Genomic DNA, 18485 nt, shown 5'->3' on the forward strand with positions numbered 1-18485 from the left:
AACCAGGCCGCACTCCACCTCGCCAGCATCCTCATCTGGACTCGACGCTGACCAAAGAGACAGAACCTAGCTGGTGCAAGTGTCGAGCATCGAGGACAGTGCTGTCTTCTCCTCGTCGGTGGTAGTCAGCTTCCAGACCGACTTGATGTGGGTGTAGTCCTCGGCATAGGTGCACCAGAAGGCGTGGTTGGTGGGCTTCCAGTCAGCCGGCCCGCTGTCGGACTTCGAGCTGTTGGCCGACTCCGATGCGATGAGCAACTGGGGGTCTTTGAGGTCGTTGCCGAAGGCCTTGCGCTGGTCGGCGGTCCAGGTGTCGGCGCCGGAGCGCCAGGCTTCGGCGAGGGGGACCATGTGGTCGATGGTGGCCTTGGCGACGTCGGTGACGGTGGTGTTGTCGTAGGCGGAGTACCAGGTGCCGGAGGCGGGCTGGCAGTGGTCGGGTTTGTCCTGGACGTTCTTGCCGTCGCGGGCGAGGACGTCCTGGCGGGTGGTGCAGGCGTCGGGCTGGGTGGACCAGATGTCGAACTTGTCGCGGGCGTAGCCGTCCATCGAGTGCGGTGGGGCGACGGTGAGCGCGGTCAGCTCCGCGCGGGCCGTCTGCAGCGGCGGTGGTGCGGGCGGGTCTGCGAGGGCAGGGCCGGCACTGATGCCGACCAGGAGCAGGGCGGTTGCGGGCAGGCCAAAGAGGGCGTGACGCATGAACTCTCCAAAGGCTGTGGGGGGTTGGAGATACGCATACGAGACAACCGCAGTCGTCGTACAGCCCGCTACGCGCGTGGACCTGATGCAACAACACCCCCACGCCGTCTTCACCCACACCTCACACCTCACGGCTCCAGGCGGAATGCGGGCACAGCGGTGCGGGACGCGAAGGGGGTAAATCCCTGGCCAGGGGCTGGCCGGCGGGCGTAACCAGCGCGGGTGGTGTCCGTTGCGCCCTGCATGGACGAACCTCTCGATCCCGCATTCGGTATGGCGGAGTTGCACGAGCCGCGCCTGCCTCTGTTCACACTCGCGGAGGCGCACCAGCTGCTGGACGTCCTGCAGCACTTCGGCACGGTAGACCACGACTGGGGTGCCCAGGCCCGCCACTTCGCCCCTGAACTCGCAGCCCGTGTCCCCTCACACGACGCCTGACGTTCGGCCTGCCGTGCACTGCGAGGAGACGAGTCGCAACAGCTCCGGCCGGCATCGCATCCGCTCCGCAGCCCACCGCTGCATCCAAGATTCCAAAACATCATGTAGCGGCTGAAATCCCGTATAGAGTTCCCCTGCACTTGCTCAAACTCAAAGGGGGGATCCTTTGCGTACTCGCCTTGCTGTCTCAGCGGTGGCTGTCGCCGTAGCCGGTGTCTTCTTCAGCGCACCGGCCGCGTCCGCGGCGACACTGCCGTCGACCAACACCGCTCACCACTGCATCTCGCATACCACTGGAGTATGTGGCTGGACGCACCACCAAAAGCCCAAGGACAAGTACGAGACCGCGAAGTGCGTAGACGCCTCACTGTCCTACTCTCGGCACTCGCAGGGCACCTGCTCCCGCCACCACGGCGTCCGCTACTGGTTCAAGTAGCCCGCTAACACCGCAGGTCGCCTCCTCCACACCCGGAGAAGGCGACCTCCGCGCTGCCGCCCCGGCTATGAGCCTGCGCCACCTGCCGTCGAGTCAGTGACCGTGCCCGCCATGGTGGTCACGGTCACTGCCTCAGGAGACGGCGTCGACAAAGCGGCCGTGATCGTTGCGCAGGGTCGCGGTGTCACCGTTGTCGTCCCACACCACAGAATCCGTACGTCCCCCGCCTCGGCCGGTCCAGGGCTCCCGGCCTGCATCGTGCTGACGGCGGCCAGACCGGCCCCGGGGAGGCGACAAGCTCCGGGGTGGCTTGCCGTACCGATCGGTGCTGTCACCTGTGCCCGAGGGCGGGTTCGGAGCTGGCGGGAATTCTGTATGCGGCGGCCTCCTTCTCATCGAAGATGACGACCAATGAGTCCGGCATGTAGGTGAACCCTGAGCCGGTGGACTCTCCCAGGGCGACTGTCACGGGCGCGGCAGCAGAGAAATCAAGCCGGACAGCCCAGGGCATTTCCGGGCATCCTTCATTCGGTACATGTGTCACAGGCGTGATGCCGGTAAGGGCCATCCCGAGGAACTCGGACCACTCGGCTCGTCCGGACACGTCGACAGCTGTCCCGGAGAGGTCCGGTGTGTCACCCGGTTCCGTCAGTTCCAGGGCCAAGCCTTCGTTGAGGCCGTCCATGGCCCAGGACGCCGCCAGGACCCATCCGTTGCCCAGGGTGAGAGCAACCGCCATGTCAACTTCGTGTGCGCCGCGGTCCGCGCGATGGCCTTCGGGCCACGTTCCACCCGACGGGGCTACATAGCGCACTGCTGCAAGCGGCGCGTCTGCGACGTCTGACAGGAGAGTCGCCAGCCGTTCCCGGTAGAGCGGCTCCTCGAGCCAGGGAAGAAGAGTAGTCATGGCTAGTACCGTCCGAAATACTGGAAATCGCCATTGGCGTCGAATGTAGCCCCGAATCCACGGCCGCCGGCCGGATCCGGCATGATATATCGGGTTCCCCCGGCGAAGTTTCCCGAAGTGACGGGAACCTGAGTCGTGTTCGGGTTGGTCAGAATATCATCGAGCAGGTTCTGACCAGCCGAATCCAGTTGCTTGCCGGGCACGACGTCAAGGTCTCCCCGGTTCATGTGCTTCTGATATTCGCGTCCGGCACGGGTGAGCTTCCCCTTGTCCGGTCGCTCGCCGCTCTTCGACAGGCCGTCGAGGCACTTGGCGAGCCCGTGTGGGTCGCTGGCAGCCCAGGGGTTCTCCACATAGCCGTAATGGTGGGGCGCGGGCTTCAGGCCGAGTGGATCGGGAGCCGTGTACCGGGCGGTGTCGGGGTCGTAGTAACGGAACCGGTTGTAGTTCAGACCCGTCTCTGCGTCGCTGTATTGACCCGGAAACCGAAGCGGGCAGTCCAGGCTGGAGTCACCAGCTGCAGAGCCAGGCATGCGGGTGCCCCACAGTGAGGTCCGCCATTGCCAGGCGACGTCCCCGGACGTCGACACAAGCTCCATTGGAGTGCCGACGGGATCAGTGATCACCGCGTGGAAGCGCGCAGCGGTCTCCGGATCCGCCTCTTGAGCCAGCTTCGCGAGGAAGGAAGTGCCGGAGCTGCGATCGACTCGGCTGTGGTCGGTCTGTGCGACCGGACGGTGCGTGTCTGGCTCGTAGTCCCAGGTCGTGACCCTGCCGCAGGCACGAACCTGCTCCATGAGGCGGGTGTCGTCCCAGGAGAACTCGACACGATCTGCCGGTGATCCGTCCTCGGCGATACGGTGTTTGGAGATGCGACGACCGAGTGGATCGTAGAGATACCGCCATCGGTCGCCGTTCGGTGTGACCGCCTCGGTCAAGCGGTCCTCGGCGCTCCAACAGTACGTCCAGGTCCGTGTCTGCCCGTTGAGCAGCCTGCGCGTCTTACGGATCAGCCTTCCCTGCGTGTCGTGCTCGTAGGAGGTACGGCCCGCACGGCGGATGAGCGTACCGTCGAACTCGCGCTCACCGGGGGAGTCGTGTCCGGGTGCCGTCGCCTGTACAAGGTTGCCCACCGAGTCGTAGGCGTATGTCTCGGTCCAGCCCTGAGCGCGCACACTCGTGACGCGGCCTGCGCCGTCCAGATCGAACTGGCGCGTGCCGGACGTCAGCTCACGGATCTCGGTGACGTAGCCGTCGGCTCGGTACGCGTAACTGCGATGCTGGAGCAGTCGATCGGCCTCGCTCGATGTCACCGTCGCTGTCACCGACTGCGTGGTCAGTCGGCCCGTTGCGCTCCAGCGTTGGGCCAGCCTCACGCTCTCGCCCACCTGGCGCTCGGTCTCGCGGCCAAGTGCGTCGTGTGTGAAGGCCAGCCAGCCGGCGTCCGAGTGCAGTGCCGCCGGGCGTCCCGCCTCGTCGTACGTCCAGGTCGACACCAGTCCGGAGGGGGTGACCCGGCGGGTGCAACGCCCGAGCACGTTGTACTCGTACGTCGTGGTGCCGCCGTTCACGGCTTCGGACAGAACGCGTCCCAAGGCGTCCCGTTCCAGCACTATCTCGGCGTCTGCGTTGTGAGCCCGTGACAACCTGCCGGCGTCACCGTACTCATATCTCGTGATGTCGCCCGCGTCATCACGCTGTTCGACGACTCGGCCACGCGCGTCCCGTGTGAAGTACAAGACCTCGCCCGCGCCGTTGGTCCGGGCGGTCAGGTTACCCGCCGCGTCATGGACGTACGTCAGGGTGCGCCCGTTGAAGTCCGTTTCGGCGACCAGGCGGCCGGCCTCGTCGTAGTCGTAGGTCCAGGTGCGGCCCTGTGCGTTGCGGACAGCGGTGAGGCGCAGCTCGGTGTCATAGGTGAAGTCGTAACTGGCGCCGTCCGGATCTGTCCGGGCGACCGGCAGGTCGAAGTGTGTCGCCGTGAGCTGGGTCGTCATGCCCGCCGGATCCGTGTGGGCGAGTAGGTTGCCCTCCGCGTCCCAGGTCCATGTCTCCCGGGCGCCGTCGGGCTGTTCCCGCCAGGACGGTTTACCCTCGGTCGTCCAGCCCATGCGGATGGTGTGGCCCAGCGGATCCGTCACCTTGACGATGCGGCCGAAGGAGTCCCGGCAGAGCGAAGTCGTGAGACCGAGCTCGTCCGTCAGGGCCACGGCCAGGCCCGCCCTGTCGTAAGCCACGGTGCGGGTGTGGCCGAGCGCGTTCGTGATCGCCGTCGGGCGGCCCGCGTCGTCGCACACGTACCGGGTCTCGGCGCCGGTCGGGTCCACCGTCGCCAGCAGGTTGCCCCGCTCGTCGTAGGTGTGCTGCCAGACCGCCCCACCCGGCTCGACCACCTCGGTCGGCAGGCTCAGCGCGCTGTACGTCGCCCGGGCCACCGAGCCGTCCGGCAGGGTGAGTCCGGTGAGGTTGCCGGCGTCGTCATAGGCGTAGCGGGTCGTGTGACCAAGCGGGTCCGTCACCGCGAGCGGCCGGGCTCCGTACTCGCCCCACTCGGTGAGAGTGACGTGGCCGAGTGGGTCGGTCTCCGCCACAACCATGCCCTCGGCGTTGTACTGGTGAACGGAGACACGGCCTTGGGAGTCCGTGTACCTCGTTGTGCGGTGCGCGTCGTCGTATTCCACGGAGCCAGACAGGATGCCGTCGACGCCCTCGGTACGGACCACCCGGCCGCGCTCGTCATAGACGTACGAGAACCAGGTGCCGTTCCGGTCGGTCCAGCGGGTGACCCGCCCCTCGGTGTCGTAGGTGAAGCGGAGAGGCTCGCCGCTGGAGTTGATGACCTCGGTCAGGTTGCCCGACGGGTCGTAGCCGTAGCGCATCACGACCGTGCCCTCGTCGGGCGCGGTGCCCAGGCGGTAACGGGACGGGGGTTCGTCCAGGAGGCGCAGGGCGGTGATGCGGGGGCCCTGGGTGTCGACGGCGACGTAGTAGCCGCCCGAGTGGCGGATGCCGAACGGGATGCCCTCGTTGTCGCGTTCGACGTCGATGCGGTTGCCGTTGCGGTCGCTCCAGGAGTCGAGGGCCAGGTGGAAGACGCCGAAGGAGGGTGAGGGGACGGGGGCGGCGAAGGTACGGGTCACGCCCGTGGACGGATCGGTGACCGTCATCGCGCCGTCCGGGTTTCCGTCCCACTCCAGCGGCCAGCGGGCGCCCTTCACCGGCATCGTGGGTACGCCCGGTTCGGGGATCGGGTAGACCAGGCGCATGCCGTCGGCCGCGGCGAAGACGACGCCCTCGCCGTCGATCTGGAGGCACTCGTCCAGGGTAGAGATCCAGGTCGGGCCGAAGCAGACACCGCCCCGATATGAGGAGAGGTGTGTGCGGGTGAATGCGAAGGGTAGAGCGGCTGGCAGTGACAGGTCTGTCTGCGTCATCAGCATGGCGCCGGTCGCCACGTCGATCGGCTCGCCCACGCACGGGATGTCGTCGGCGTTGCGTGCTGCCGGGCCCAGATCGATCAGGTTGGGGCGGAGTGACGGCGGGCGTAGCAGCAGGGGGGTGGTGTCGGCGAGCTCGCCTTCCATGCTCGCCTTCAGTAGATCGCCGCCGGCTCCCGCCGCGGCTCCGAAGATCATGCCGTCCTTGGCGGACTGGTTGACCTCGTCCAGGCTGAAGCCGTGCTGCAGGCCGGTGATCATCTGCAGTGGCTGGGCCACCGCGGCGTCGACGGTGACCGATTCGACCCCGCCGAACGCCGCGCCGACAAAGGCCCCTCCGATGGCATTGGCCACTAGGGTGGAGACTTCGACGCCTACTGTGGCGCCGAACTCGATGACCGCGTCCGCCGCCGCTGCGGCCGCACCGGAGGCGATGCCCGCGGTGAGCACGGCCAGCGTGATGCCGCCCGCGATCACGACCGCGTCGATGCCTATCCGCGTCCAGAGCTTGTCGATCGCGTCGTCGATACCGTCGGCGAACTTGTCGAGCAGGTTGGCCATATCCCGCGAGGACTTCGCGAGGTCGCTCAGCCAGCCGCCGTCCTGGCCCTTGGCGTAGCGGTCCCAGAACTTGTGGAACGCTTCGATCGACTCACCGGTGTTGTTGTGGATGATCCCGGACGCGTTGCGGTGCACGGGGGAGCGGACGTCGTCCACGGAGTCGGCGAAGGTACGCCAGGCTTTGGCCGCGTCCCGCAGCTTGTCGGGGTCGGCTTCCGGCCACCACAGGCCCATCTTGAGAAGGATGTGGCGGGCTTTGTCCTCAACGCTCACCGGCACCGTCGCTCTGCTTGTTTATCTTCACTTCGGTGAACATGCCGGCGACGAGCTTGTCGTTGTCCACGTGCCCGTCCGACATGTCGACCATGGCCTCGTAAATGCTCGTCAGCCCGAGCACCAGGATGCCCGTCGCGCTCTCGATCGTCTTCTGGTGCGGCTTGTAGATGCCGCCGAAGTGGTTGCCCTGCTCGTCATGCCCCCAGGGCTCGCCGAGGCCGTCCAGAGTCGTGATGAGGGTCGTCAGCGCCTTGCTGAGATCCATGGCCCCCTGATGGAAGGCAGGTGCTGCCGCCTTGATGTCGGCGGTCTTGATGTCCAGTACCTTGCCGGGGACCTTGCCGTCGCCCATCTATAACCCCGTTTCAGTCGCGGCTTCCGACCCTAGGATGATCAGGTCAAGCGGACCCCATGTACAGGTAATGCAAATGCCATGTTCGCTGGATATGGCTTGAAGCGGTGCCCGCCGATCAGGTCGCGCCGAACGGACCCCGTTCTGCCGGGCACGGCTTCTGGCCGATCGACGGCCGTTGAACCTCTGGTACCACTTCACCGACGCCAGCGTGTCGGCCCCAACGGAGATCAACAGGGATCCGGCCACTGCCGTGCGGGAGCCGAAGGCATCCGAGATGCCTGACGGATCCGGTCAGCGTGCTCAGGGCCGACATGCAGCAGCTTCTACCAACCCAACGACGATTGTCGTCCAACTCACCGAGATAGCCGTCGATACGTTATTCCGCAGCCAGACTCGCCCTTACCGCCTGTCTCCGCCGCCCTGAACCTGGTCGAGAAGGTCAACGGTCTGGGGGTCGAGCGCACCGCGCCCACCCAACCGTTCCACTGAACCAGCGACGTGATCCCGGGGCGAGGATCCCGGTTGGCCCTCAATGAGCTACAGCAGCCTGATCCTGGAATACGGTATCCGGGTTGTCGCGGATCCAGGACAGACCACCAAGATCCAGTCGCTGGCGGGTGCGGGTCACGGCTACGTAGGCCAGGCGTGCTTCGGCGTCGTCGACCGGATAGGCCGCCGCCGGACTGCTCTGCTCTTGCGGTTGGCGGCTTTGGGGCCGGCGGAAGTCGTCGGCAATGAGTACGCAAGGCCATTCGCGTCCTTTGGCCTTGTGGGCGGTGGAGATGGTGACCTGGGCGTGTGACTCGGGGACAAGCTGGGCGACGGCTGCGAGGATGGCGTCGGCGCCGTGGGCGTCGACGAGGTTGACCAGCGGCTGCAGGTCACGTCCAGCTGGATCGTGGGCGGCGTAGTCCTGCAGGTCGCCCCAGGACGGGAAGAGGATCAGCTCGGGGTGGTGGGTGCGTCGGCCCTCTTTGAGGTCACGGGCTGCCTGGGCCAGGGCACGCAGGCCGTCTCCTCCCCCGGCCAGGGCGACGCGGAATCCGGCGGCCATGAATGTCATGACCTGGGCCATGGCTCCGACATTGGTGCGGCACAGCACAGCGTCGGGACTGGTGACGGGACCGATTTCGGTGGGCACGGTGGGGGTGCCGGTGAGTCGGATGGGGGCGTCGGCCAGGTGGAGCCAGCGGTTGGCTTCCTCGGCAAGGTGGGGGCCGAAGCGGAAAGACTGCGACAGGGTGAGCTGGGCTCCATGGAAGGCGGTCATGACGTCTTTGGCCCCGCGCCATTGGTAGATGGCTTGGGCGGAGTCGCCGACCATGACGAGCTGGGCGTGGTCGCGTTGGGCAAGGAAGACCTGCTCCACGACGGGGTTGGTGTCCTGGGCTTCGTCCAGGAGCAGGTAGTCGGCGCCGAGTTGCGGCTGGGTCAGGGTCCAGATCTTCAGGTAGTGGTCGTGTTCGAAGCGGACGCAGCCCTCGTCGGGGTTTTGCAGGTCGCTCCAGGCTTTCTGGGCGATGGGGACGATGTGGGTGGCGAGTTCGCGGTGCAGGTCTGTGTCTTCCAGGCCGCGTAGTTTCGGTACGTGGTGGCGGGTGATCGCGTCGTCGGCGGTGTGGCAGAAGCGAGTCACGGTGCGGATGAGTGTGTTGGAAAGGGCACGTTGGGAGATGTCGCGTTCGCCGATGCGGATGGCTTTGGTCAGGCCGAGAGCTTGTCCGGTGTGCCAGGCGGGGCAGCGGGGGGCGTTCAGGCGGCTTGTGTAGCGGTGGCCGACGGCGGCGTAGGCGAGGGCGTGGGCGGTCTTGCACTGGACGGTGGGCGGGAAGCGGGCGGTGGCGTCCTGAGCGATGGCTCGGTTGTAGGCGAGGTAGCGGCCGCGGCGTGGGGTGGAGCGGGCGAGCAATTCCAGCAGGGTGGTCTTGCCGGTCCCGGCTCCGGATTGCAGGGCGAGGTGGTCGCCCGCACGGAAGGCGTCCATAGCGGCGGTCTGTTCGTCGGTGGGCTTCACGGAAGGGGTTCCTTGGAGAATTGGGTAAGAGCGTGCCCGACGGCGATGAGCAGGTGTGCGGGGCTGGTATGGGCGAGTAGCTGCTGGACGCTGCGTCCGAGGTGGTCGACTTCCTGCTCGGCGTGATCTGCCAGGGCCAGACGCACCGCGTGCTCCATGAAGCGCTCCGGGGTGATGCTTTCGCTGCGCGCTGCGGTCGTGAGGATGGCCTGAGCCGCGGGTGGGAGGGCGACGTTGAGGATCACCTTGTGTCGGGCGTCGGAGTAGTGGGTGGTGATGACATCGATGGGCAGCTGGTCGCTGAGTCGCCGGCGCAGTCGGCGGGCGGCTTGCTCGGGGGCGTCGGCTTTTACGAGTGCCATCAGGCGGGTGGCGTCATGGTTGTCGGCCACTGGCATCCTGCGGCGCGCTGTGTCGATTTCGGCCTGGCTCAGGGCGCGGGTGAGGGTGATCTCTAGGGCGTGGTGCGGCATCGAATCACCGTCGGCGGGTCTGGTGCGGCTCATGCCTCGCCGGCTCGGGCGCGGGTAGCTCGGTGCGGATGTACTCGGCGTGCAGGAGTGGGTCGAAGGGACGCCAGTCGGGCAGGGCAAGGTCGGCGACTGTGGTCGCGGTGGCGTGGGTGGTGCAGCGTTGGGCCCGCCAGCGCAGTTGTTCTGCGTAGGGCAGGTGGCTGAGGTCGTAGACCGCCATGCTCGTGTCGGGCAGAGTGAGTTGGCCGTGGCGGGGTTGGGTGGGCAGTAGGACCCAGCGTCCTTGGGCGGTGGCTCGGATGGGGCGGGTACAGCGGCTTCTGCGGCGGGTCTGGGCGACACAGCGGATGGTCTGGATGGGGCCTTTACCGAGGTAGTTGATGAGGAGGATCCGGATGACAGGGCGAGCCGGTTGCTCCTGGCCGCCGGGAGCTGCGGTGTCGGGAATGTGGGGTGTGGGGGTGAAGGCTTGGGTGTCGATCAGGCGTCGCGAGCGAAGGCTGAGATCGCGACGCAGTGATACGAGGCGGGGGCTGCCCGCTTGGGGGTGCGAGGTCTGCCGAGGGCAGAGGACGGCGTGCGGGATGCGGCACCATTCGCTGCCGTCGTCGTGGGGGTAGGCGATGCCGCCGCTGAGGTGCCAGCGGCAGGTCGCGGAGACGTCGGTGGTGGCGACTTCTGCGGGGTGCAGGGCGATGGGCCGGTTGTCCGAGCGCGGGTACCAGTCGATGCGATTGCCGCAGTGGCGGCAGCGTGCGGTCTGGCCCATGCGCAGCAGACGGGCAGGGCTGTTCGCGGCGATGTGCAGGGAGCGGCGTGGAGGGAGGTGGCGGGGGCTGCCGTCCCAGTGACGGGCAGCGGCATGAGCGGGGTGCATGGATGGGAAGATTCCAGTTGCCGCGCCGGGTAGGTAAGGGCACGACTCGGAAAGCCTTCTCTTGGCGCAAGCGGCCCGCACGGGCATTCGGGTGCTCGTACTGAGGTACTGCCGCGTGGACCTGTTCGGGTGATCTGCGCCGGAGGAAGGCGTTAGCCGGCGCCACCGGGAGGTGCATGGCCTTCGCAGAGGGTGGCGAAGAGGCCGCCGAGGGGGACGTCGAATGCGTGACCGAGAGCGTGCCAGGTGGCGAGGGTTCCAATGGTGCGACCCTGCTCGATCTCGATAAGGGTGCGCCTTGAAAGACCAGTCCTTTTGGCGAGCTCGTCGTAGCTCCAGCCGCGTTCGCCCCTCAGACGCGCGAGCTTGAGGCGTAGCGCGTCGAGGTTGGGTTCGGGCGGCAAGATCGTCACTCGTCCATCCGACGGTGCAGCCCTCTGCCCTGTCAGTGCAGACCTCTGCCCTATTTGCGCGGGCGGATCTACAGAAACGAGAGGGCAGAGGTCTGCACTACGGTGTGTCGCCACCACATCGCCGTCCACCGCCGCGACGACGGCATCGAGCAGACAGAAGGGAGCCCGGCCCGTGAGGTTGTGCACCACGCGCCCTCAGATGGCACGCACCTGGACCATCGAATTGCGTCCAGAGCCCCAGGGGCCGCTCCTCGTCTGCACCCAGTGCACCCTGGAATCCCGGCCGCTCCAAGCGCGCACCGCCCAGTCGGCAGCTCTCGAGCACCTCGCCCGCCATGCCAGGCACTCAGCCCTCCCCCAGCATCTGCGAACCTGCCAGTGCCACGAGCGCGGCTGCCACTGGCACCCGCGTCACCGCGGCTGCGCCGGCCCCCTCGTGCTCGTCCCGGCCCGCGAACGAGGCGGCAGGTTGTGGCGGCTCAGCGACGCATGCACGGCGTGTGCACGCGCCATGGACCACGCGTCGGTAGTGCCGAACACCGCCCTTGCCACTACGCACCAAAGCTCGGACCGCTCATTCCGGGCCGCCCGTCGGCCGAGTAGCGACGCGCAGGAGCGGGAGTTGGCTCGGGACATGATCAGCTATCTCGCAGCCTCGCTGCCCCCTCCTTCCAAGGCCGAGGTCCGACTGCTCGCGCTGCAGTGCGCGCTGCGCTCCAGCGCTCGGGGGACTGTCGCCATCCCCTGCGGGCTGATCCGGGGCATGGCTCTGCGTGCCCCGTCCGCTCTCTGGCAGGAACTGAGGTCCGCCCGGTGGCTTCACAGCCTCCACCTGGCCGACCGCGTGGTCACCGCTCGGCTCACTGACCCGCTCACGGGCATGCCCGGACGGCGAGCGCGCGCACGCGCGGCGGACTGGGGCCTGCGCACCGCCCGGGCCGGAGGGCTGCGGACGCTGGATCCGGCATCACGGTTCGCCGCCTTGGCGCTCTTCTCCCATACGCTGCCTCAGGCGGCGGGCGGGGTGGTGGACAGCCACCAACTCGCCCGTATGTGCGGGGTAGCGCAGCCCCAGTTGCTTGCAGCCGTTCAGTACCTCACCCGGCAGCAGATCTTGGAAAGTTGGTCGCTCGACCCGGCTAGCGAGGATCTGGTGTGGCGTTCATGGCCGCCCTGACCTTCGCGGCACGGCGGGTGCGGGGCACGAGAGCGCCCCCGAGGGTCTGTTCAGCAGCGGATCTCGAGCGCCGGTGAATCGGGCGGGCTCGCTCGGTGGCCACAAGGAGTTCGGGTTGCCTCTCGCCCGCGCTGGCCTGCTGGACGGGATAGCGCGGGGCGACGCGGGCAGCGGGACGGTGGTTCAGGATCCGGGCTACCCTTCGAGGCAGATGATCTTGCTGCAGCCGGCGGCGTGCACGATCGCTTGGAAGGCCCGTTCGTTGATGAGGTTGAAGAGGTGGCACTGGCGTCGGGGCAGCCGGTGCGGTGGCCCGCCCCCTGAAGGCGCAGTGCAGGACGTGCGCCCCTACACACAGCGTCCTGTGGGGTGTGGCCCATCTGCCTCGGCGGCCGGGGGAGTTCTCTCGCGGCCGCGACGCAGGATGGTTTCTCCAGGGTGACGGAGTATGGCGAGGGTGTGCGCCGGCGTGCTTCATACGGTTTTTCAGGAGCTGGCGCACCCTGTATCACGCCGTTTTTACCAACCCAGTCGATCGAATTCTGTCAAATTCGATCGACTGCCGTCGTTGAGTGGGCGATTGCGGCTGCCAAACGACCCGGGGATTCGGTTTTCGCACGAGGATGCGGTCACTTACCGGTTTACGCCTCACTCTGATGGCCGAGCGCGCCAAGGGCGCGCTAGTGTCACGCCGGAGGTGGGTCCCGGACCAAGGATGGCTACCGAAAGACCGAGACCCTTCCGCATTTTGAACAGCCGTCAATTACGCAAGAGGAAACCGATGACCGATCCCAATGTCGTGTCCGGCACCGTGGTGCCCGGTACACGCCTGGAAGTTAGCAACGCCCGCGTACATTGCGCACGCCTTCGTGCCTTCGCTGTCACGCTCGGCCTGGGCCCGATTTTCGTTCTGGTGCTCTCCCTCATTCTGCGGCGTTCTGCCTGGCCGGCGTACGCGTGCGTGGCGTTCGCGGCCGTTGCGGCCGCGGCGGCTCGCACGTCTCGGTTCGAATTCGTCTGGGCGTGCCTGGACTGACGGGAGCGGGGGGTGTCGGGAGGCCGCAGGGCCTCCCGACACCCCCGTGCGTCAGATCTGGTGCAGGCAGGCGGGTCGGGGAAGGGAGAACGTGGTGGCGGGTGGTTCGTCGCAGCCGGAGAGGTGTCCGGTGTGTTCGAGTCCTTTGGTGCAGAACACGGGTGCCGGGCGGCGCCGGAGGTATTGCAGCCCGGCATGCCGTCGTCGGGCGCAACGGCAGAGGCAGCGTCTTGCGGACGGGACGGGGGCTGTTGAGCAGCAGGGGCCCCTGGGACGTGCTGTTGCTGTGGAGGTCCATCGGCTCGCCCAGCAGCTCCTGGACAGCGAAATGCGTCAGGAGGAGCTGGGGTCTTTGCTGGAGCGCGCCGAGGTGATCCGCCGGGAGCTGGAAATTTACACCGCCGCTGCGGTTCAGGACGCCCGGCACAGGGGTGAGAAATGGGAGAGCGTGGCCCGGGCCGCGCATGTCGCGCCGGAGACAGCTCGTGCTCGGTGGGGGCCGGAGCGCGTGGCTCGGATGATGGACCTGCATGCCAACGACAAGTTGGCTGCTCCTGCCCGGTGGCATGGGGCCCGGCTCGCGCCGGCCGGTGAAGTGCCGCCGGAAGAAGTCGTAGATCGGCCGGCTGGTGAGGGGCCAATGAATCAGTTGGCCTCCGCACTGACCCATCTGCAAGGTGCCAGTGGCAAGACGATCCGTGAAGTGGCCGAGTTCGCCATGCTGTCACCGTCGTTCATCTCCCGCGTCCTGTCCGGAGACCGGCTTCCGACTTGGGATCTGGTGTGTGCGCTGTGCGAGTTCTTCGGCTCGGACCCGGCCGAGCTGCGTGTCCTGTTCGAAGCGGCGCACGGGCTGTCGGCGCAGCAGCGGCTGCCGGTCACGACGGCCATCGAGCAGTTGCACGCCGCCGTGCGGGGGCTTCATCTGGCCGCGAACTCGCCGAGCCCCGAGCGGATCGAAGCGCTGAGTGGCAAGGCGGTGAGCGCGACAGCGGCTCGGCTTGTGCTGGCGGGTATCGATGTGCCCGAGTGGGAGGTGCTGGCCGACCTGGTGTTCGCGCTGGGGGGCCGACCTGCGGAGATGAAGCCGCTGTGGGAGGCAGTGCACTACGGGTTCCTGATGTGCGACGATCCCGAACTGCCTGACGGCGTCACACATATCCCGTTTGCGGAGACGGAGGAGTGATGACGCACCGAGCCCCGACCGGGAAGGCATTGCGAGCCCGTGCCGGGGCTAGTATTCCGCATGGCCGTCATCGTGGGATGCGGGCCGAGCCAGCTGCTGTGGCTGCCTTCGCAGCCTTTCGTGAACGCCACTACGAGCCCTATTTACACTATGCGGCGTTGCGGATCGGCCAATATGGTGCGGCGGAGCGCGCCGTTGCCGCCGCCTTCACCGAGCTGGCCGTGTCGTGGACGGCTGTGCTGGGAAGCTCCGGTCCGGCCGCTGTCGCCTGGGATATCCTCCATGATCACATCGGCCAGGCACTGTGCGGATGTTGTCACCCGTGCCTGCCCGGGCGCTCGCTTCATCTGGAGGCCCAGGTGCTGCACCGCAGGCTCCAGCTCAGTTCGGAACGGGTCGCGGAGGTGCTGGGCATACCGGTGGAGGACGTCTGCGGTCTGCTGCCTTTCTTGGGGACTTCTAAAGGGTGATAATCGGCTGGTTCACAGCGCTTTGGTGCGAAGCTGCTCCTAGACTGCTCTGTCACGGCGTCAGGTGATGTCCGTATCGGTGCAGGAGGGGGCACGGGTGAACTTGCCGTACGGAGTGGATGTCTCGGTGCCGAGTGTGGCCCGCATGTACGACAGCCTCCTGGGAGGCAAGGACAACTATCCTGCCGACCGTGCCGCATGCGGAGAACTCCTCAAACAGGTCCCCAGCATGCGGGAACTTGCCCTGAACAACCGGCAGTTCTTGCGTAGGGTGGTGCACGCGCTGGCAGCCGAGTACGGGATCCGTCAGTTCATCGACCACGGCTCGGGGCTGCCTACCCAGGACAACGTTCACGAGATCGCGCAGCGTGTCGATCCCTCGAGCAGGGTGGTGTACGTGGACAACGATCCTATTGTCCGGGCCATGGGCAGTGCCCTGCTGGAGACCAACGAGCGCACTGCCGTTCTTCAGGCCGACATGCGGGACACGGACACTATCTTCGCCAGCGAGCCCGTGGTTCGCCTTATCGACTTCGACGAACCGGTGGCTGCTTTGTTCGTGTCGGTGCTGCACTGCATCCCTGACAGCAGCCGGCCCGCCGACCTGGTCGCACGCGTCGCCGACCTGCTGCCGGCCGGCAGCATGATGGTGGTCTGCCAGCTCGTCAGCGACTCCGGCGAGATCCGCGACTCTGTCACACGGTTCATGGACGAGCAAACCCAGGGGCACTGGGGCCGCGTGCGCGAGAGGGCGGACGTTGCTTCCTTCTGCGCGCCGCTTGACCTGGTGGATCCGGGACTGACCGAGGTCTCGGCATGGCGGCCCCAGCACGACGACGTGCCGGCTCAGCTCACCTGGGAATGGGAGGAATACGGAGGCGTCGGCTTCGTACGCCGTTGAATCGGCAGGTGCTCACCGGCACCTCTTGCGCCATTCGGTAAGCGCCTGCTGCAGCAACGTCGCCGTCTGCTCGATAGGATTCGCCACTCCGACCAGGTTGTTGAGTACCGCCTGGTAGCGCTCGGTCTCCGAGGGTTTCTCGCGGTAGAGCGCGCTCTCGTACTGCTCCAGGTACACCATGTCGGGCAGATAGTCGTCGGCGAAGAACCGCAGGTGCACGACCGGATGGCCGATCGCCCCGGCGGCTCCGACGCTCAGCGGGGCGATGTGCAGCCGCAGCCGGTAAGGCAGTTCCTCGAGCAGCTTCAGCAGGTGTTCGATCTGCCGGTGCATGACGCCGGGGGATCCGACCTCGCGCTGGAAGACCTCCGAGTCCATCACCGCAAGCAGCGTTGGTGGGTCCGTCTGGCGGCGCAGCATCGCAATGCGCTGCATACGCAGCCGGATTCGGTCTTCGACCTCACCGGCTGGCATCGTTGGGTGCCCAGCGCGGATCACAATCCGCGCGTACTCCGCGGTCTGCAACCAGCCCGGCACCAGCTGGGGCTCGTAGGAGATGATGCGCCGCGCGGCCGGCTCCATCGCCAGCAGCGGGCGCAGCGTGGGCGGCGCGGCGTGGGCGTAGGGCTGCCACGCGTCGGGCTGCGCCGCCTCGCGGACCAGGAGAGCGATCCGTGTGCGTTCCTCGGGATCGCGGACGCCGTATTCGTCCAGCAACCGTTTCACGTCTGGTGGCTTGAGCGCGGCCAGGCCGGTCTCCATGCGACTGAGGGTGGATTCGGAGGTATCGATGCAGCGGGCGGCCTGCCGGGTGCCGATCCTGGCGTGGTCACGGCAGCGCCGCAGGTGTCCTGCAAGGGCCTTGCGGTGCGCGGCCGCGCCCCATTCCGGGCGGTGCGGGAATCCAAGAATGGACGGCGCCTGCTGATCGGCTGCCATACCGTGCTCTCCTTTTCGAACTGTCCGAGGAACCCGAGTATGCCAGCCGACCCTCACACACGTCTGGTAGTGGCTATAAATCTACTTTCTGTCACGAGAGGGTGGAGTCGAACTCCCCTTCCTTGACGCCTGCGAAGAAGGCTGCGATCTCCTCCCGCGTGTAGATGAGGGCCGGGCCCTGAGGGAAGCGGGAGTTTCGCATGGCCACGCCCCCATCGGAGAGGCAAGCAACTTCCACGCAGTTCCCGTTGGCGTTGCTGTGGCGGCTCTTACGCCACACGGCGCCGCCGATCTCACCTGCACTGATGCCGTTTTCGAACTGCTGCATGTGTATCGCGCCTCTCCGTGCCGTCGGCCGGCTCCTTCCCAACTGCGACACCGGCCGATTATGTGTACGAATTTGGTGGCTCTGCAATTGCAGAACAGACACTTGCAGGAACGATGAACAGACCGGAATAGTGACGGCCAAGACGGCACGCCAGGCGCGGCACGGCAACGCAGGCTCCGGGGGACGGACGATGACGCCACGTCACAACATCGAATTTCAGCCACTCTCCACACCCGACGCGGCAGGCGCCGCGGAACAGCCCCTGTTTCGCGGCACACCGCCTGCGGTCACGTCCAATCTCGCCGTACGTATGGGCCTGGGCAGCACCTCCTTCGCCGCGAGACGGATCCCCGCCGCCACCGACTGCTGTTACGTGGCACGGCAGTTCACACGTCAGACCCTTCGACGCTGGCAACTGAGCAGTAGCCTCTGCGACGACACCGTGCAGGTCGCGTCTGAACTCGTCGCCAACGCCGTCCGACACGGCCGGAGTCGAAGCATGCGCTCCTCCAGCCCGCACGCAGCGGTGTGGCTCGCGCTGACGCTGCGCCCTCGCACCCTCTTGTGCGTGGTCCGCGACCCCAGCAAGCGCCGCCCCCGCCTCACGGCCCCCGAGCTCATGGCAGAGCGCCACCGCGGGCTGCCTATCGTTGACGCCCTGAGCACCACCTGGGGCTGGACCGACGACCTCAAGGCCACAGGTAAGTCAGTATGGGCCCGCCTCTCGCTCCCGGAAGCCTGAAACCAACGCCTGCCTGCGTCGTTCAGGCTCTGTCCCTGATCCTGGCCTGCAGGTCGACCGCACCGCAGGCGGAGGAACAAGACCGGGCACCTCAGCGGTAACCGTTCCGGGCCGGCGAACGTCCGGCCCGTAGCTACGGGGGAAAGCTACGAGCCGGACACTCTCACGATGACATACGCCTGCCTCGCCAAGAGCGTGTGGGCGCACTCGCCGCTACCGGCTGAGCATCCCAGGTGGCTGCGAACTCATGAGTCGGGCAGGATCAGCCGATTCCGAGCCTGCTCAGGGCGGTGGTCCAGTCGGTGACGATGGCCTGCTGCGCAGCCTGGAGGGTCACCTTCCCGGAGCAGACCGCAGTGTGCAACTTCGTCTCCACCGGGTCCTTCTTGTTGTTGATCCCGCCGCCCGACTCGTGACCCGGATCAGCCGGCTCCACCCACAGGTTACGGGCGTCGTTCGGATCGCCACCGAGCTGCAGAGAAATCAGGTGATCATATTCTGCATCGCCGAGGCTGCCGCTGTAGCCGTAGGAGGCAGCATTCGCCTCCTTCTCCTTGCGAGTGATCGCCTCCGGCGGCCGGATATTCTTGGTGTAGCCGCCCTTGCGGCAGATCGTCGAGGCCAGGTTCGCCTGCGTCACCGCCGGTGAGATCGCACCCGGAGTGCAGGCCGGGTCCTCGAGGGGCTCACCCTTCTCAGTACGGTAGTGGCAGCTACCGGCGGGCGGCTGCTGCTGCACCGTGTACTTCGTCTGCGGCCCGGCACCCACCGGAATCTTCGCCGCTCCTGTCGATACGGCTGTTCTCGACGCTCCCGCCGA

19 protein-coding genes are annotated in these 18485 nt (G+C 66.9%); 8 read left to right on the forward strand and 11 right to left on the reverse strand.

What is annotated here, in order from left to right; translation table 11 throughout:
- Positions 1 to 66: 66 nt before the first annotated feature.
- Positions 67 to 699, reverse strand: coding sequence for an HNH endonuclease family protein (locus ABT171_RS40325; protein ID WP_351251744.1), 633 nt, complete (start codon positions 697 to 699; stop codon positions 67 to 69).
- A 243-nt stretch (positions 700 to 942) separates the two neighbouring features.
- On the opposite strand from ABT171_RS40325, the gene ABT171_RS40330 reads away from it, so the two are divergent.
- Positions 943 to 1137: a hypothetical protein gene (locus tag ABT171_RS40330; protein ID WP_351251746.1), complete on the forward strand. Its 195-nt coding sequence runs from the start codon at positions 943 to 945 to the stop codon at positions 1135 to 1137.
- Positions 1138 to 1330: 193 nt separating this feature from the next.
- Complete coding sequence (locus ABT171_RS40335; protein WP_351251748.1) at positions 1331 to 1573, forward strand: DUF3761 domain-containing protein; 243 nt, start codon at positions 1331 to 1333, stop codon at positions 1571 to 1573.
- Between the two features lie 331 nt (positions 1574 to 1904).
- Here ABT171_RS40335 and ABT171_RS40340 read toward each other — a convergent pair whose 3' ends face one another.
- The 7 genes from ABT171_RS40340 to ABT171_RS40370 all read right to left on the reverse strand — a co-directional run bounded on the left by ABT171_RS40340 (position 1905) and on the right by ABT171_RS40370 (position 10886).
- Complete coding sequence (locus ABT171_RS40340; RefSeq protein ID WP_351251750.1) at positions 1905 to 2480, reverse strand: hypothetical protein; 576 nt, start codon at positions 2478 to 2480, stop codon at positions 1905 to 1907.
- A gap of 2 nt (positions 2481 to 2482) precedes the next feature.
- A complete protein-coding gene (locus ABT171_RS40345; protein ID WP_351251752.1) occupies positions 2483 to 6751 on the reverse strand; it encodes a DUF6531 domain-containing protein in 4269 nt (1422 codons plus the stop codon).
- Entirely contained in the window at positions 6741 to 7106 is a 366-nt protein-coding gene (locus tag ABT171_RS40350; RefSeq protein ID WP_351251754.1) for a hypothetical protein, read from the reverse strand. The genes ABT171_RS40345 and ABT171_RS40350 overlap by 11 nt, the downstream gene beginning before the upstream one ends.
- A 532-nt stretch (positions 7107 to 7638) precedes the next feature.
- Positions 7639 to 9123: a UvrD-helicase domain-containing protein gene (locus ABT171_RS40355; protein WP_351251756.1), complete on the reverse strand. Its 1485-nt coding sequence runs from the start codon at positions 9121 to 9123 to the stop codon at positions 7639 to 7641.
- On the reverse strand, positions 9120 to 9629 hold the full coding sequence (locus ABT171_RS40360) for a hypothetical protein (protein WP_351251758.1): 510 nt from the start codon (positions 9627 to 9629) through the stop codon (positions 9120 to 9122). The genes ABT171_RS40355 and ABT171_RS40360 overlap by 4 nt, the downstream gene beginning before the upstream one ends.
- A complete protein-coding gene (locus tag ABT171_RS40365) occupies positions 9601 to 10473 on the reverse strand; it encodes a DUF6083 domain-containing protein (protein ID WP_351251760.1) in 873 nt (290 codons plus the stop codon). The genes ABT171_RS40360 and ABT171_RS40365 overlap by 29 nt, the downstream gene beginning before the upstream one ends.
- A gap of 152 nt (positions 10474 to 10625) precedes the next feature.
- Positions 10626 to 10886 (reverse strand): helix-turn-helix transcriptional regulator, encoded by a 261-nt coding sequence (locus tag ABT171_RS40370; RefSeq protein ID WP_351251762.1) that lies wholly within the window; start codon positions 10884 to 10886, stop codon positions 10626 to 10628.
- A 634-nt stretch (positions 10887 to 11520) separates the two neighbouring features.
- Between ABT171_RS40370 and ABT171_RS40375 the strand changes: the two genes are divergently transcribed.
- The 5 genes from ABT171_RS40375 to ABT171_RS40395 all read left to right on the forward strand — a co-directional run bounded on the left by ABT171_RS40375 (position 11521) and on the right by ABT171_RS40395 (position 15656).
- Positions 11521 to 12063 carry a hypothetical protein gene (locus ABT171_RS40375; protein WP_351251764.1) on the forward strand — a complete coding sequence of 181 codons (543 nt, stop codon included), beginning with the start codon at positions 11521 to 11523 and terminating at the stop codon, positions 12061 to 12063.
- Between the two features lie 781 nt (positions 12064 to 12844).
- Positions 12845 to 13099, forward strand: a complete 255-nt coding sequence (locus ABT171_RS40380; protein WP_351251766.1) for a hypothetical protein — start codon at positions 12845 to 12847, stop codon at positions 13097 to 13099.
- 286 nt (positions 13100 to 13385) lie between these two features.
- Positions 13386 to 14285: a helix-turn-helix domain-containing protein gene (locus tag ABT171_RS40385; RefSeq protein ID WP_351251768.1), complete on the forward strand. Its 900-nt coding sequence runs from the start codon at positions 13386 to 13388 to the stop codon at positions 14283 to 14285.
- A 98-nt stretch (positions 14286 to 14383) separates the two neighbouring features.
- Positions 14384 to 14755, forward strand: coding sequence for a hypothetical protein (locus ABT171_RS40390; protein WP_351251770.1), 372 nt, complete (start codon positions 14384 to 14386; stop codon positions 14753 to 14755).
- A 67-nt stretch (positions 14756 to 14822) separates the two neighbouring features.
- Entirely contained in the window at positions 14823 to 15656 is an 834-nt protein-coding gene (locus ABT171_RS40395; protein WP_351251772.1) for an SAM-dependent methyltransferase, read from the forward strand.
- 12 nt (positions 15657 to 15668) lie between these two features.
- Here ABT171_RS40395 and ABT171_RS40400 read toward each other — a convergent pair whose 3' ends face one another.
- Both ABT171_RS40400 and ABT171_RS40405 read right to left on the reverse strand, forming a co-directional pair.
- Positions 15669 to 16595: a helix-turn-helix domain-containing protein gene (locus ABT171_RS40400; protein ID WP_351251774.1), complete on the reverse strand. Its 927-nt coding sequence runs from the start codon at positions 16593 to 16595 to the stop codon at positions 15669 to 15671.
- Positions 16596 to 16686: 91 nt separating this feature from the next.
- On the reverse strand, positions 16687 to 16923 hold the full coding sequence (locus ABT171_RS40405) for a DUF397 domain-containing protein (protein WP_351251776.1): 237 nt from the start codon (positions 16921 to 16923) through the stop codon (positions 16687 to 16689).
- A gap of 130 nt (positions 16924 to 17053) precedes the next feature.
- Here ABT171_RS40405 and ABT171_RS40410 point away from each other — a divergent pair, with 130 nt between their 5' ends.
- On the forward strand, positions 17054 to 17665 hold the full coding sequence (locus ABT171_RS40410) for an ATP-binding protein (RefSeq protein ID WP_351251778.1): 612 nt from the start codon (positions 17054 to 17056) through the stop codon (positions 17663 to 17665).
- A 262-nt stretch (positions 17666 to 17927) separates the two neighbouring features.
- Here the strand turns inward: ABT171_RS40410 and ABT171_RS40415 are convergent, their stop codons facing one another.
- Positions 17928 to 18404: a hypothetical protein gene (locus ABT171_RS40415; RefSeq protein WP_503078812.1), complete on the reverse strand. Its 477-nt coding sequence runs from the start codon at positions 18402 to 18404 to the stop codon at positions 17928 to 17930.
- Between the last annotated feature and the right edge of the window lie 81 nt (positions 18405 to 18485).

It is taken from the genome of Streptomyces sp. NPDC001851 (assembly GCF_040297165.1).
Lineage (GTDB): Bacteria > Actinomycetota > Actinomycetes > Streptomycetales > Streptomycetaceae > Streptomyces.

Coding starts and splice junctions, on each gene's coding strand:
- ABT171_RS40405 (WP_351251776.1), bottom strand. CDS start 16,923: ATGCAGCAGTTCGAAAACGGCATCAGTGCAGGTGAGATCGGCGGCGCC.
- ABT171_RS40380 (WP_351251766.1), top strand. CDS start 12,845: ATGACCGATCCCAATGTCGTGTCCGGCACCGTGGTGCCCGGTACACGC.
- ABT171_RS40330 (WP_351251746.1), top strand. CDS start 943: ATGGACGAACCTCTCGATCCCGCATTCGGTATGGCGGAGTTGCACGAG.
- ABT171_RS40340 (WP_351251750.1), bottom strand. CDS start 2,480: ATGACTACTCTTCTTCCCTGGCTCGAGGAGCCGCTCTACCGGGAACGG.
- ABT171_RS40325 (WP_351251744.1), bottom strand. CDS start 699: ATGCGTCACGCCCTCTTTGGCCTGCCCGCAACCGCCCTGCTCCTGGTC.
- ABT171_RS40400 (WP_351251774.1), bottom strand. CDS start 16,595: ATGGCAGCCGATCAGCAGGCGCCGTCCATTCTTGGATTCCCGCACCGC.
- ABT171_RS40395 (WP_351251772.1), top strand. CDS start 14,823: ATGTCCGTATCGGTGCAGGAGGGGGCACGGGTGAACTTGCCGTACGGA.
- ABT171_RS40365 (WP_351251760.1), bottom strand. CDS start 10,473: ATGCACCCCGCTCATGCCGCTGCCCGTCACTGGGACGGCAGCCCCCGC.
- ABT171_RS40350 (WP_351251754.1), bottom strand. CDS start 7,106: ATGGGCGACGGCAAGGTCCCCGGCAAGGTACTGGACATCAAGACCGCC.
- ABT171_RS40375 (WP_351251764.1), top strand. CDS start 11,521: ATGATCAGCTATCTCGCAGCCTCGCTGCCCCCTCCTTCCAAGGCCGAG.
- ABT171_RS40360 (WP_351251758.1), bottom strand. CDS start 9,629: ATGAGCCGCACCAGACCCGCCGACGGTGATTCGATGCCGCACCACGCC.